At 65.9% G+C, this 13,102-nt stretch carries 13 protein-coding genes and 1 pseudogene; 9 read left to right on the top strand and 5 right to left on the bottom strand.

Annotated elements, in window-relative coordinates:
* Positions 1-3: 3 nt before the first annotated feature.
* Complete coding sequence (locus tag ACWD3H_RS44025) at positions 4-504, top strand: methyltransferase domain-containing protein (protein ID WP_451959276.1); 501 nt, start codon at positions 4-6, stop codon at positions 502-504.
* Between the two features lie 142 nt (positions 505-646).
* On the opposite strand, the pseudogene ACWD3H_RS44020 reads toward ACWD3H_RS44025, so the two are convergent.
* The 3 genes and pseudogenes from ACWD3H_RS44020 to ACWD3H_RS44010 all read right to left on the bottom strand — a co-directional run.
* Positions 647-1,206 (bottom strand): annotated as a pseudogene (locus tag ACWD3H_RS44020) (transposase); the annotation flags it as partial.
* Positions 1,207-1,238: 32 nt separating this feature from the next.
* Entirely contained in the window at positions 1,239-1,601 is a 363-nt protein-coding gene (locus ACWD3H_RS44015; protein ID WP_451959256.1) for a nuclear transport factor 2 family protein, read from the bottom strand.
* 202 nt (positions 1,602-1,803) lie between these two features.
* Positions 1,804-2,490 carry an MmpS family transport accessory protein gene (locus tag ACWD3H_RS44010; protein WP_451959255.1) on the bottom strand — a complete coding sequence of 229 codons (687 nt, stop codon included), beginning with the start codon at positions 2,488-2,490 and terminating at the stop codon, positions 1,804-1,806.
* Between the two features lie 445 nt (positions 2,491-2,935).
* Between ACWD3H_RS44010 and ACWD3H_RS44005 the strand changes: the two genes are divergently transcribed.
* Together ACWD3H_RS44005 and ACWD3H_RS44000 are read left to right on the top strand one after the other, a co-directional pair.
* The gene (locus ACWD3H_RS44005) at positions 2,936-3,292 is read left to right on the top strand and encodes a hypothetical protein (protein WP_451959254.1); all 357 of its coding nucleotides are present in this window, start codon (positions 2,936-2,938) and stop codon (positions 3,290-3,292) included.
* Positions 3,293-3,502: 210 nt separating this feature from the next.
* A complete protein-coding gene (locus tag ACWD3H_RS44000) occupies positions 3,503-3,718 on the top strand; it encodes a hypothetical protein (protein WP_451959253.1) in 216 nt (71 codons plus the stop codon).
* 49 nt (positions 3,719-3,767) lie between these two features.
* Here the strand turns inward: ACWD3H_RS44000 and ACWD3H_RS43995 are convergent, their stop codons facing one another.
* Positions 3,768-4,736: a GlxA family transcriptional regulator gene (locus ACWD3H_RS43995; RefSeq protein WP_451959252.1), complete on the bottom strand. Its 969-nt coding sequence runs from the start codon at positions 4,734-4,736 to the stop codon at positions 3,768-3,770.
* 185 nt (positions 4,737-4,921) lie between these two features.
* Here ACWD3H_RS43995 and ACWD3H_RS43990 point away from each other — a divergent pair, with 185 nt between their 5' ends.
* Both ACWD3H_RS43990 and ACWD3H_RS43985 read left to right on the top strand, forming a co-directional pair.
* Entirely contained in the window at positions 4,922-5,305 is a 384-nt protein-coding gene (locus tag ACWD3H_RS43990) for a hypothetical protein (RefSeq protein ID WP_451959251.1), read from the top strand.
* A 614-nt stretch (positions 5,306-5,919) separates the two neighbouring features.
* Positions 5,920-6,213 carry a hypothetical protein gene (locus tag ACWD3H_RS43985; RefSeq protein WP_451959250.1) on the top strand — a complete coding sequence of 98 codons (294 nt, stop codon included), beginning with the start codon at positions 5,920-5,922 and terminating at the stop codon, positions 6,211-6,213.
* A 137-nt stretch (positions 6,214-6,350) separates the two neighbouring features.
* Here ACWD3H_RS43985 and ACWD3H_RS43980 read toward each other — a convergent pair whose 3' ends face one another.
* Positions 6,351-7,118, bottom strand: coding sequence for a sulfite exporter TauE/SafE family protein (locus tag ACWD3H_RS43980; protein ID WP_451959249.1), 768 nt, complete (start codon positions 7,116-7,118; stop codon positions 6,351-6,353).
* 541 nt (positions 7,119-7,659) lie between these two features.
* Between ACWD3H_RS43980 and ACWD3H_RS43975 the strand changes: the two genes are divergently transcribed.
* The 4 genes from ACWD3H_RS43975 to kdpB all read left to right on the top strand — a co-directional run.
* Positions 7,660-9,552, top strand: coding sequence for an amino acid transporter (locus ACWD3H_RS43975; protein WP_451959248.1), 1,893 nt, complete (start codon positions 7,660-7,662; stop codon positions 9,550-9,552).
* A 299-nt stretch (positions 9,553-9,851) separates the two neighbouring features.
* The gene (gene kdpF / locus ACWD3H_RS43970) at positions 9,852-9,941 is read left to right on the top strand and encodes a K(+)-transporting ATPase subunit F (RefSeq protein WP_355568686.1); all 90 of its coding nucleotides are present in this window, start codon (positions 9,852-9,854) and stop codon (positions 9,939-9,941) included.
* Positions 9,941-11,602, top strand: coding sequence for a potassium-transporting ATPase subunit KdpA (kdpA, locus tag ACWD3H_RS43965; protein WP_451959247.1), 1,662 nt, complete (start codon positions 9,941-9,943; stop codon positions 11,600-11,602). The genes kdpF and kdpA overlap by 1 nt, the downstream gene beginning before the upstream one ends.
* A partial coding sequence (kdpB, locus tag ACWD3H_RS43960) for a potassium-transporting ATPase subunit KdpB (protein ID WP_451959246.1) occupies positions 11,602-13,102 on the top strand: 1,501 nt, incomplete at its 3' end. The genes kdpA and kdpB, both read left to right, overlap by 1 nt.

Here is a 13,102-nt window from a genome sequence, read left to right as displayed (position 1 = left end):
GGTCTGGGCGATCGGCTGATCTTCCAGGAGGGGTCGGCGACCGCGATGACGTTCGAGCCCGGCAGCTTCGACCGGGTGGTCGCCCTGGAGTCGGCCTTGCATTTCCGGACCAGGGACGAATTCTTCCGCCAGGCTCACCACATCCTTCGACCCGGCGGGGTGCTCGCGACGACAGATGTCGTGCCGTTGAACGTCAACAAGGACGGCGACCGAGATCTTTTCTCCACTTCGGTCCCCGGAGAAAACTTGTATGACGGCAACGAGTACGTTGCTCGCCTCCGAGCCGCCGAGTTCGTCCACGCCCAGTTGACCTCCATCCGCACCCAGGTGTTCGAACCGTGGTGCAGATGGGCGGAACGGAAGCTGGATGACCCGGCATTTAAGCAGAGCACCACCTGGGGCTACCGCCGCTGGTTGCATCGTGAGCTGGCCGACGACACGCGCATGCGACAGAAGTTTGCCAACTTGGACTACGTCATCGTAGTCGCCGAGAAACCGATGTGAGGTTGCGTGTTCAAGCGAGCGGATGACCACTCAGACCTGCGCTGCAGGCGTTGCGAGGGGATGGGGTTGGCCGGTCATGGCGGCGGTCACGTCCAGCGAAGTGGTGTATGAGTTGATCTCCGCGTGATCCTGTTTCTGCAGGTTAAGCGGTAACTGTCTGTGGAATGGGTTTCCGCTGCGGTGTGTCGCTCGAGATGATCCGCATTCGAGCTTTCGCCAGGACATCCAGTCCCATGTAGCGCCGGCCTCGGTCCACTCGTCGGTCTGCTCGGCCAAAACCGCACCGACAAGACGGACGATCGAGCCCCGATCGGGGAAGATCCCGACCACGTCGGTGCGGCGGCGGATCTCCTTGTTCAACCGTTCCTGCGGGTTGTTCGACCAGATCTGCCTCCAGATCTCCTGGGGGAAGGCGGCGAAGGCCGGCAGCTCTTCCCGGGCGGCGTCCAGATGCTCGCACGCGGCCGGATACTTGGCCTCCAACGCCTCGATCACCCATGCGTGCTGGGTGCGCACCTGCTCGGCGGTGGGCTGGTCGAAGATGGTGCGCACCAAGGTCGCCACCCATGGCTGCGCCGATTTCGGGACGGTGGTGAGCAGGTTGCGCAGGTAGTGAGTGCGACAGCGCTGCCAGCAGGCGCCTGGCAGGGTCGCGCCGATCGCTCCGACCAGCCCGGTGTGGGCATATGAGAGAAGACAGGCGCCGCACCCGTGGATGCGGTCTCGCTGGAGCCCTAGACCAGGTAGACGGGTGCGAGGTCGACGAATATGCGGTAGTCCGTGATCAGGCCGTCGTTGCGGGTGCGCCAGATCGATACGGCTACGACGCTGACATCCTTGCCGTCGAGCCGCCGGTAGGTCACCTCGGTCTCGGCGATGATGTCGGCATCCACCTGCCAGTTCCTGACGACCCGGTGCCGCAGGCCGCCGATGGTGGAGAAGAACGCCCGCAACCCGGCGGCGATGGCCTCACGTCCGACCATCGGCTCGGCGTTGCCGAACACCAACGTGGCGTCCTCGGCCAGCAACCGCACGAACTCTCCGGCGTCGAACGAGTCGACTGACTGGAAAACGCGTCGCACCACATCGTCGGTCATGCCGATCCTTCCTCGCGCAGGCGGGATCACTGCTGGGGACGATACGGGGCGAAGGGCGACGCGCAACTATCGCCAAGGTGGCTATCTCATCGCCATAAGGCTCGCCGAAGATCTCCGAACCCGGGGCGCGGCATCGTGGTCGGGCCCGGTGCGGCGGCCATTCGGAATCACTCCCGGATGTAGGGCCCAACGAGGAGCCGGCCTATGGGGCGTTGCCGGTGACGGTGCACACCCCGTACGGGCCATTCGCGACGTCCTCCCACATGACTTCGTCATCGACCGTGATGCGGCACGTCACCGACCCTTTGGCGCCTGCGTTTTGCGCCCACAGGTACAGGTATGGGGTGTCGCCGACTTTGATCTCTTTGCTGTACGGCAGGGGCACGCCCTGCTCTTGCTTGATGTCGTACTTCACGCTGTAGGTGATGTTGCCCGCGCTGGTGGCCCCGTCGCTGCCGATGGCTTCGAACAGCACCGTGTGCGCACCCGACGTGTTCTCCTGCTCCTCCTGCGCGGCGGGCGGGCTGTTGTGGCTGAGCTGCGTGCGCCCCGTGCTGGGCTCGGGGGCGTTGAGGGCGCTGAACCCGGCGCCGACGATGCCGCTGACGACGAGCACCCAGTAGAGGATCCACAGGCCGGCGAGGATCCAGCCGAGGATGACGCCGGCTAACGCCATGCTGTGGCCGTCGGTACGATCCCTCCTGATTTGGCCGAGGGCCACGTGTCCGAACACCACGGCCAAGATCGATGTGAATCCGCAGGTGATGAACCCGGTAAGGCCGAGCACAAGGCTGGCGACGGCGAGTCCGTTGGTTTTCGGCGGCGGGGCCGCGTACCCGTAGCCGTATCCGGGTGGGGGCTGCTGGCCATAGCCAGGCGGATAGCTCACGGGTTCTCCACATTTCGGCGGTACGCGTGGGACGCCTGTTACCTATGAACGGTTGTCGCCGTGGCCGAATCCGGTCACCTGCTGTCTGATGCGCTGTACGAACATCGCTGCGCAGGATGAAAAATATGCCGTGGTGGCCGTCGTCAACACGCGGTGGCTCACTCTGCTGTGAGCGCCTCCGGCGGGGGACTCCGGCTTCGAGATGATCCACGACACGGCCAACCCGTGGCAGGCTAAGGTGGTCGCACGACGCCGAGTTCGCTCCTCCGTCTCCGACCCGCCGCTCCTCCGGGGCGGGTGATGGTAGACGAGACGATCAAGGCAAAGGCGGTGCGGAAAGCTCTTCCGACCTCGATAGGATTCACGCGCACTTCGATATGTTTGGGCATATGAAGTTCGGAAGGGACTTGTGACGAGCAGTCGGGTTGCCTTAAGGGAAGCCTGCATGCGATGGATTGTGATTCCGCTTACCGGGATTGTGTTGATCACATTGACGGCTTGCGGAGCGTCCGAGGAAGAGCGTTTTGCGCGATCCGCGGAGAGCATGGAGCAGGTGGCGCGTACGGTGAAACCGGATACGAAGTCAGCAGACGAGCCTCGCCAGATCGGATTGTTTGAATTCACTTCAATCTACCGATACGAGGATCTGGTGTACTTCCAATTGAGCCCCCGGGCGGACGTAGATCCGTATGGCTACGTCTGGAGCCCGAAAGGCGAACCCGTGGATTCTCCTGACGACGCGGCTGCGCAGTCTTTTGAACATGTGCAGGGTCCTTGGTACCGGTGGAGCGAGAGCTGGTAGGGGTCGGGAGAACGGCGGATCGGTCAGTGACGGTGGTCGCCATCGAATGACATGGCGACCTGATCACGGTCATTACTGGTTGGGTACGGCAACGCGACTACGGGGGAGACCACGTTGGCGAGTTCCTCCTGAGTCAGGGATTGATCTTCCCGGATCCTCCCGGAGCCTCCGCGACCCTCAGGGAATCGGACAGTAGCGGGAGGCGAGGTGATGACCGGCCGGAGCCACAGGGGGGATGAGAACGGCTCGACCACCTACTGGTGCAGCCGGATCCGCATCGACGGTGAACCGGTCTCGACAGGGAACGTGTGGTGGGGCTCCGGTCAGAAGGAGGGCGGTTCGTACTTCGTCGGTTCCGGCGACGAGGTCATCCTCGTCGAGCCGGCTTCGCGGTTCACGGCGTTTACCGAAGGTCGTTCATCCTGACGCGGTCCTCGTTCGGGCCGGGTGCGGCGCAGCGTGACTTCGGAGCCCCTCATCCGGGGCGCTTGGCGCGGGCCTGGCGGTAGCGGGTGGGGGAAGCGCCGAACTCGGCGACGAACGACTGTCGAAGGCTCTCGGCGGAGCCGAACCCGCAGCGGGTCGCGATGTCCGCCACGGAGAGCGATGATGAGACGAGGAGTTGCTCGGCCGCCTGCGTGCGTGCCTGCCTGATGAAGCGACCAGGTGTCTGGCCCAAGTGCTCCAGGCTGAGCCGAGTCAGGTGACGCTCGCTCACGTTCAGCCGGGCAGCCAGCGTCGTGGGGCTCAGATCACCGTCGAGGTTGTTGACAATGTGGTCGACCACCTGCCGAATCAGCGGATGTTCCGGCGGCGGCGCGCTCACGAACATGCTGATCTGCGCCTGGTCGCCCGGCCGCTGCAAGTAGGTCACCAGGGCACGCGCCACGATGCGGGCCAGGTGAGGGCCGTGGTCCTCCTCGATGAAGGCAAGTGTCAGGTCCAGGGCGCTGGTGACGCCGGCCGCGGTCGACACGTGTCCCCCGCGGATGTAGAGCGGGCCGGGATCAACCGTGACGTTGGGATGGTGGTCGGCGAGCGTTCCCGCGTACCTCCAGTGCGTGGTGGCGCGCCGCCCGTCCAGCAGCCCGGCGGCGGCCAGCAGGGTCGCGCCCGTGCACACCGATGCCACCCGCCTGCTGACCGCGGCCAGCCGACGTATGTGTGCCAGGAGCACGGGATTTTCCGCGGCGACCTCGTGACCGACCCCACCGGAGACAACCACGGTGTCGAGCGGCCCGGTGATGCGTTCGAGGGCTTCCTGGCTTTCCAGCGTCAAGCCCGAGTCGCAGGGCAACGACCTGCCACCCGAGGTGGCGAGGCGTATTCGGTAGGGAGGAGCCGCCCCCAACTGGTTGGCCATATGGAGCGGTGTGGTCACCGAGGCGATGTCCAGTAACTCCGACTGTGGATATCCGATCACGACGGTCAGCCGCTCGTCCATGAGTGCCCATTCTGTTGGGGAACCGACACGAATCCCAAGTTTACCGACAGGACCGAGGCCGGCCATGGTTCGCGCAGCCGGCCGGCCGTTGGATCTGAAGGGCAAGGAAAGCCATGCGGCTACCGAGGTCGTGGTATGCGCGTGGCGGGGACGCAGCCATCGGCGATGGAAACGGGGAGGTACGAATGCACGTCAACAAGCTCGTCGTCGCGACGTTGTTCCTGACCGTCAACTCGATCGCGGGAGGAGTCGCGGGCGCAAGTCCCGTACCGGCGCAGCAGTCTACGGCCACTCTCTCCGCGTCGTTCGCCGTTACATGCGGAAGCAGCCGGCCGCCCAGTGGCTACTATTACGATTCCACCTATGCGAACCCCAACGCGTGTCTGAAATGCCAGTCGGCAGGTGCCATCTACGAGGTCACCGGAAAATGGCGCGCCTACTGCCGAAGAGTGAACAACTCGAACGGCGCGGTCGCGTGGGCCGACCTCTATCTCTTCTGCGTGGCATGCAGAAGTGCCGGCACGAGTCCGCACATCAATGGGGTAAGGCCTTCGGCGGAGTCAGCGTGACCGGGACCTGAGCCTGCGGGACATCGCCTCAGGGCGTGTCATCACCAAGGGCAAGAAGGAGAGCCGGTACCGAGGCGTCAGCGGTTCGGCGGCTTCGAGGCGTTCGGTTTGACGTGCACATGCGTATCGCGCCGAGTCGAAATCAGCTCGGCAAACACAGGACAACGCGCACAGGAAAGGGCGGGATCGAATGGTGAAAGTCTCTCGTACGGCCATCGCGGCAGCCGTGACCGCTGCGGCAACCGGATTTACCATCCTCGTCGCGTCGCCGGCGCAGGCCGACTATTCCGACTGCATCTCATACCTCGAAGGAGGGAGGTATCAGATAAGCCCCCCGAGAAGGGACGCCTGCCGGGTCGGCGCCACTTCCGCGGCCGGAAGCTGGTTCCTCTGCTGGGACGGCCTAGTGGACACGCGAATTCCGTCGGGGGTGGCCGCAGCGGCCTGTGATCGGGCGAAACAGTAGCGGTGGTGCGTTTCACGAACCCCCTCGGACAGGCGCTCGGCGGCAGGAGTGCCTACAGCGGCCGAGCGCATCCGTGGTCCACGTCATGGAGGTAAACGGCCGCGGTGCCGTGTCAATCTCGAATTCAATCAGGTATCAGGAGCGAGTCATGGGCAAGAAGCGAATGCTGGCCGGACTGATCGTGGCCGGCGTCATCGGAACATTCTCCATCGCCGCCACGCCCGCCCAGGCGTCGACGTCACCTGCGGTGATGGCCGACTACTGCGACAGGAACCCGCCTGGATCCGGTTCGGTACCCGGGGACCGGTTCGCGGGCGAGCGCCCGGTCGCCTGCGGAAAATGCTACGAACAAGGACTCTATCTGCGGGCGAAGGGTCAGATCTCACAATTCTGGTGTGAATACTTTAACGTCTTTAAATATGCAAGGATATACGTCAAGTAACGAACGAGTCCGCTGGTCCGCACCGCTCCCCGCGCACGCGAAGAAGCTCCCCCGCCTACGACGACGCGGTTGCGCGGGGGAGCCGACGGCGTCCGGCCGTGCCGGGGAGGCCACCCGTTCGACTCCATCATCCTGGGTCAGTGACGTAACAACTGGACGATGGCGACGGTACCCACCGCCACGATGAGGATGCGCAGCACCGCGGGGCTGAGGCGGCGGCCTACCTTGGCCCCGACCGGGCCGCCGAAGGCGGAACCGGCCGCGATGAGTACGACGGCCATCCAGTCGAAATCCGCGGAGAAGAGGAAGAAGAGCGCAGCGACGGTGTTGACGACGGCCACCAGGACGTTCTTGACGGCATTGAGACGTTGCAAGGTCTCGTCGAGGAGTACCCCCATCAGGGACATGTAGATGATTCCCTGGGCGGCGGGGAAGTAGCCGCCGTAGACGCTGGCGAGTGTCAGTCCGGTGAGAAGCAGCGGGCCTCCGTCGGGGCGGGCGGAACCGCTGGTGCGTTCGCGGCGGCGCCGCACGCTTCTGCTGATCCGGGGCTGGAGGATGACCAGGACGAGGGCGAGGCCCACCAAGGCGGGCACGATCTTCTCGAACGCCGTGGCGGGCAGGGCCAGCAAAAGCGTGGCGCCCGTGAGGCCGCCGAGCAGGGCGCCGGCGCTCATCTTCAGGATGCGCCGGCTCTGGCCGCTGAGCTCCGCGCGATAACCGATGGCCCCGCTGACGGAGCCGGGTATCACGCCGAGTGCATTGGAGACCGCGGCGGTGACGGCCGGCATTCCGGTGGCGAGCAGAACGGGAAAGGTGATCAGTGATCCGGAGCCGACCACGGTGTTGATGGCGCCGGCGCTGACGCCGGCCGCGAAGACGGCGAGCATCTCCCACGGCGTCACGCCGTCCCCTCCCTCACGGAATCGGCGTCCATGCCCGGCCAGGCGGCGCGCGTGGGCCATGCTTCGCGGCGTACCGGACCGAGCGACCCCGGAACCAGCGACCCGGTGGCGGCCCGGCCGGCTGTGCGGATGGAGTCGCAGACCGAGGAGCACAACGCGGCGGTGACGCCTGCCGCGGCCAGGGCGGGCGATAGGGTGGGCGATTGCGTCTGACGGCCGGTGTCCGGCGAGATTCTCACGCGGCCGACGCTAAACCGGAAATACTTCGGCGCTCAGCGAAGTATCCCGACCCCGGACGAGGTGACGCTCTACCTGCCGGCCGAGTGGTCGGGGCATCGAGACCACCTTCGGCCTGAACGCCATCCTCGACAGCCTGCAGGCACGCCTCGCAGCGCTTCGGCGCGGGACCTTTCCGTTTATGGCCGCATATGCCCTGTCTATGAATATTGATGTTTTCTTGACGCCTGGCCATGAATCGATGGGCTCTGACGTCAGTAGTGTGCATTGCGTCTTTACGGATAGTTGATGTGGGGGGCCGACAGTGGCCGGCACGACTGGGCCACTACAGACGTGGCTGCTCAAGGGCTTACAGACCGACCGTAAGCAGATAGAGCACGGTCCGCACAAGAAGCACACGTGGTGGCAGGTCATGTGCCTCACGGGCGTCGACTACTTCTCCACCCTCGGTTACCAGCCGGGCATCGCGGCGCTCGCGGCCGGCGCGCTGTCACCGCTGGCGACGCTGCTGCTGGTCATGCTCACCCTGTTCGGGGCGCTGCCCGTCTACCGCAGGGTCGCGGAGGAGAGCCCGCACGGCCAGGGCTCGATCGCGATGCTGGAAAAGCTGGCCCCGCAGTGGTGGGGCAAGTTGTTCGTGCTCGCTCTACTCGGGTTCGCCGCCACCGACTTCGTCATCACGATGACGCTCTCGGCCGCCGACGCGACGGCCCACATCCTGGAGAACCCGTTCGTCCCCGACTTCCTGTCGGGCCAGCGGGTGCTGGTCACGCTCGTGCTGCTCGCCCTGCTCGGCGGGGTGTTCCTGATGGGCTTCAGCGAGGCGATCGGCATCGCCGTCGTCCTCGTGGGCGTCTACCTCGTGCTCAACGCGATCGTGGTGGCTGTGGCCGTCACGCACGTGCTCGATGCCCCCAACCTGGTCATCGACTGGCAACACGCGCTGACCACGACCTACACCAGCCCGATGGCCATGATCGGGCTTTCCCTGCTGGTGATGCCGAAGCTCGCGCTGGGCCTGTCGGGTTTCGAGACGGGCGTCGCGGTGATGCCGATTGTCAAGGGCGACGTCCAGGCCCGGATCAAGGGCACCAAGCGGCTGCTGACCTCGGCGGCCATCATCATGAGCGTCTTTCTGATCTTCAGCAGCCTCGTCACCACCGTGCTGATCCCGGAGCAGGAGTTCGAGGAGGGCGGCAAGGCCTCAGGACGGGCGCTGGCATTCCTGGCGCACGGTTTCCTCGGCGACTGGTTCGGCACGTTGTACGACGTCAGCACCATCGCGATCCTCTGGTTCGCCGGGGCGTCGGCGATGGCGGGTCTGATCAATCTGGTGCCGCGCTACCTGCCCAGGTACGGCATGGCGCCCGACTGGACGCGGGCCGTACGCCCGCTGGTCCTGGTGTTCAGCGCGATCGGCTTCGCCATCACGATCATCTTTGACGCCGACGTCGAAGCCCAGGGCGGTGCCTACGCCACCGGTGTGCTCGTGCTGATCCTGTCCGCCTCCGTCGCCGTGACGCTGTCCGCGTGGCGCAAGGGCCAGACCAGGCTGATGGGCGGCTTCGCCGCCGTCTCCGCCGTCTTCGCCTTCACGCTGGTGGACAACGTGTTCGAGCGCCCGGACGGGGTGAAGATAGCCTCCTTCTTCATCGTGGCGATCATCGTGACCTCGCTCATCTCCCGGACGACCCGCTCCACCGAGCTGCGCGTCACCAAGGTGACCTATGACCCGCTGGCCGGGCAGTTCGTCAACGGGGCCTGCGGCGAGGTGCACCTGATCGCCAACGAGCCGCACGAACGTGACCAGGCCGAGTACAACGACAAGCTGCGCGAGCAGTGGCTCAACCACCGCCTGCGCAGCTCGGAGCAGGTCATGTTCGTCGAGGTGACGGTCGTCGACGCCTCGGAGTTCGAGACCGAGCTGGTCGTGCACGGCGAGGAACGCTTCGGCCACCGGATCCTGCGCTTCGAGAGTCCCACGGTGCCCAACTCGCTGGCCGCGCTCCTGCTCGACCTGCGTGACCGTACGGGCCGGATACCGCACATCTACTTCCACTGGACCGAGGGCAATCCGGTGGCGGCGATGCTGCGCTACCTGCTGTTCGGCGGCGGAGACGTACCACCGATGACCCGAGAGGTCCTCCGCCAGGCGGAACCGGACATCACCCGCAGGCCGCACGTCCACGTCGGGTGAGCCGCACTCCTCGGTGAAGTGCAGGTCCTGCCGGTCGGGGTCGTCGCAGGCGCGCCTGTCTCGACGGCACTTCTGCGCACCGTTTCCGCCGTGCCGTCAAGAAGGTGTCAACGGTTGGCCTGCGGGCGTATGAAATGCGTTAAGGACGGCAAAATCTCCCAAATATCCCGCTTTTCTATGGGTGTTAGAAGAGCAAACATTCGGATTAGAGGAGTGGGGATGGCCGACGTCATCTTCGTCGCCCTGACGATCGCGTTGTTCGTGATCTTCGGGTTCGTCGTCAAGGCGGTGGAGCGCCTGTGAGCGCCATCAACGCCATCGGCCTTGTGGTGGCCGTCGGTCTGGTGATCTTCATGGTCGCGGCCCTGCTGTTCCCGGAGCGGTTCTAGTGAGTACGACAGCAGCCGGGATCATTTTCGTCGCATCCCTCATCATCGCCCTCGCGCTGACGCACAGGCCGCTCGGCGACTACATGTACCGCGTGTACTCGGGCGTCAGGCACAACGTCGTCGAGCGCGGCATCTACCGCCTGCTCGGCGTCCGCCCGGACGCCGAGCAGCGGTGGGGGGTTTACGCCCGCAGCGTGCTGGCGTTCTCCGTCGTGTCGATCCTGTTCGTGTACGGCATGCAGCGCTTGCAGGACAAGTTGTGGTTGTCACTCGGCTTCGACCCGGTGCCCGACCACATCGCATGGAACACCGCGATCAGCTTCGTCACCAACACCAACTGGCAGGCCTACTCGGGTGAGTCCACCATGGGCCACCTGGTGCAGATGGCCGCGCTGGCCGTACAGAACTTCGTGTCCGCCTCCGTCGGCATGGCGGTGGCGATCGCGCTGGTGCGCGGCTTCGCCCGCAACCGGGCTGACACCATCGGCAACTTCTGGGTCGACCTGGTGCGCGGCACGGTCCGTATCCTGCTGCCCATCGCCTTCGTCGGCGCACTGGTGCTGGTGGCCGGCGGTCTGGTGCAGAACCTCTCCTCCCCGCATGAGCTGAGCACCCTGGCCGGCGGCACCCAGTCGATCACCGGCGGCCCGGTAGCCAGCCAGGAGGTCATCAAGGAGCTCGGCACCAACGGCGGCGGCTTCTACAACACCAACTCGGCGCACCCGTTCGAGAACGCCACCAGCTGGACCAACTGGTTCGAGATCTTCCTGATCCTGCTCATCCCGTTCGCCATGCCGCGCACCTTCGGCAAGCTGGTCGGCCAGGTCAGGCAGGGTTACGCGATCCTCGCCGTGATGGCGACCATCGCCATCGCCAGTGTCGCGCTGACCAACGTCTTCGAGCTGGGCGCCAACGCCACCGTGCCGCAGGCCGTCGGCTCGGCGATGGAGGGCAAGGACGTCAGGTTCGGCGTCTCCAACTCCGCGACGTTCGCCGCGGCGACGACTCTCACGAGCACCGGCGCGGTCAACTCCTTCCACGACTCCTACACCCCGCTCGGCGGCATGATGACGCTGTTCAACATGATGCTGGGCGAGGTCGCACCCGGCGGCGTGGGAGCGGGCCTGTACGGCATGCTCGTGCTGGCCGTGATCACGGTCTTCGTGGCCGGGCTCATGGTCGGCCGCACCCCCGAATACCTGGGCAAGAAGATCGGCGCCCGCGAGATCAAGCTGGCCTCGATGTACTTCCTGGTCACCCCGATCCTCGTGCTCGTCGGTACGGCTGTCGCCATGGGCAACGAAGCGGGTCTGGCGGCCATGCTGAACAGCGGCCCACACGGGTTCTCCGAGATCCTCTACGCCTTCACCAGCGCCTCGAACAACAACGGCTCCGCGTTCGGCGGCGTCACTGTCAACACGCCGTGGTACGACGTGGCGCTCGGCCTGTGCATGGTGCTCGGCCGCTTCCTGCCGATCATCTTCGTGCTGGCCCTGGCCGGATCGCTGGCCAGGCAGGCCCCGGTTCCCGAGTCCGCAGGCACGCTGCCCACCCACCGGCCGCAGTTCGTCGGCATGGTGGTCGGCGTCACGATCATCCTGGTCGCCCTGACCTTCCTCCCGGCCCTGGCGCTGGGCCCGCTCGCAGAAGGAATCAGCTAATGTCCACCCCAGTGCTCGAGGCGCCGGGACAGGCGCCGACGCCGCAGAAGAACGGCAGGGTCGGCGGTGGTCTGCTCGACCCCAAGCAGTTGATCAAGTCACTGCCCGACGCGTTGAAGAAGCTGAACCCGGCCTCGCTGTGGCGCAACCCGGTGATGCTGATCGTGGAGATCGGCGCGCTGGCCACCACAGTCCTCGCTGCCACCAGCGAGTCGTCGTTCTTCGCCTGGGCCATCGCCGTCTGGCTGTGGCTGACTGTGGTCTTCGCCAACCTCGCCGAGGCCGTCGCGGAGGGCCGTGGAAAGGCGCAGGCCGCCACGCTCCGTGCCGCCAAGCGCGACACCACCGCCCGCCGTCTCTCCGGCTGGGCGCCGGGCGCGAACGTGTCCTCGTGGGACACCGTCGGCGCGCCGGAGCTCAAGCAGGGCGATCACGTGATCGTCGAAGCCGGGGAGATCATCCCCGGCGACGGTGACGTGATCGATGGCATCGCCTCGGTCGACGAGTCGGCCATCACCGGCGAGTCCGCACCCGTGATCCGCGAATCGGGTGGTGACCGCTCGGCGGTGACCGGCGGCACCAGGGTGTTGTCCGACCGGATCATCGTCCGCATCACCCAGAAGCCGGGCGAGAGCTTCATCGACCGGATGATCGCCCTCGTCGAGGGTGCCGACCGGCAGAAGACGCCCAACGAGATCGCGCTGAACATCCTGCTGGCCGCTTTGACGATCATCTTCCTGGTCGCCACCGTCACCATGCAGCCGATGGCGATCTACGCCAAGAACGTCAACCCCGGCATCGCCGACTCTCTCGCCCTGACGGGCGACGGTGTCACCGGCGTCGTGCTGGTCTCGCTGCTGGTCTGCCTCATCCCGACCACGATCGGCGCGCTGCTGTCGGCCATCGGTATCGCCGGCATGGACCGGCTGGTCCAGCGCAACGTCCTGGCCATGTCCGGCCGCGCGGTCGAGGCGGCAGGAGACGTCAGCACCCTGCTACTCGACAAGACCGGCACGATCACGCTGGGCAACCGGCAGGCATCGGAGTTCCAGCCCGCCTCGGGGATCTCCGCCGCCGACCTGGCCGCTGCCGCGCAGCTTGCGAGCCTCGCCGACGAGACGCCTGAGGGCCGCTCGATCGTGGTCTACGCCAAGCAGGCGTACGGCCTGCGCGAACGTCAGCCAGGTGAGCTCGCCCACGCCGAGTGGGTGGAATTCACCGCCCAGACCCGCATGTCGGGGGTCAACGTCGACGGCCGGCAGGTGCGTAAGGGCGCGGCGACGGCCGTCATGAAGTGGATACGCGAGAACGGCGGCCGCGCGACCGAGGAGGTCGGCCACCTGGTCGACGGCATCTCGGCCTCGGGCGGCACCCCGCTGGTCGTCGGCGAGATCGCCGACGGTAAGGCGCGGGTGCTGGGGGTCATTCATCTCAAGGACGTCGTCAAGCAGGGCATGCGCGAGCGGTTCGACGAGATGCGCCGGATGGGCATCCGCACCG

It is taken from the genome of Streptosporangium sp. NPDC002607 (genome assembly GCF_053592655.1).
Note: the sequence above shows the minus strand (reverse complement) of the source record. Positions and strands in the feature narration are given on the sequence as shown.

Bases quoted from the DNA above. Each gene is read 5' to 3' on its own strand.
- ACWD3H_RS44005 (WP_451959254.1), top strand. From the start codon at position 2,936: ATGCGATGGATTGTGATTCCGCTTACCGGGATTGTGTTGATCACATTG.
- ACWD3H_RS43985 (WP_451959250.1), top strand. From the start codon at position 5,920: ATGGGCAAGAAGCGAATGCTGGCCGGACTGATCGTGGCCGGCGTCATC.
- ACWD3H_RS43990 (WP_451959251.1), top strand. From the start codon at position 4,922: ATGCACGTCAACAAGCTCGTCGTCGCGACGTTGTTCCTGACCGTCAAC.
- ACWD3H_RS44000 (WP_451959253.1), top strand. From the start codon at position 3,503: ATGACCGGCCGGAGCCACAGGGGGGATGAGAACGGCTCGACCACCTAC.
- ACWD3H_RS43995 (WP_451959252.1), bottom strand. From the start codon at position 4,736: ATGGACGAGCGGCTGACCGTCGTGATCGGATATCCACAGTCGGAGTTA.
- ACWD3H_RS44015 (WP_451959256.1), bottom strand. From the start codon at position 1,601: ATGACCGACGATGTGGTGCGACGCGTTTTCCAGTCAGTCGACTCGTTC.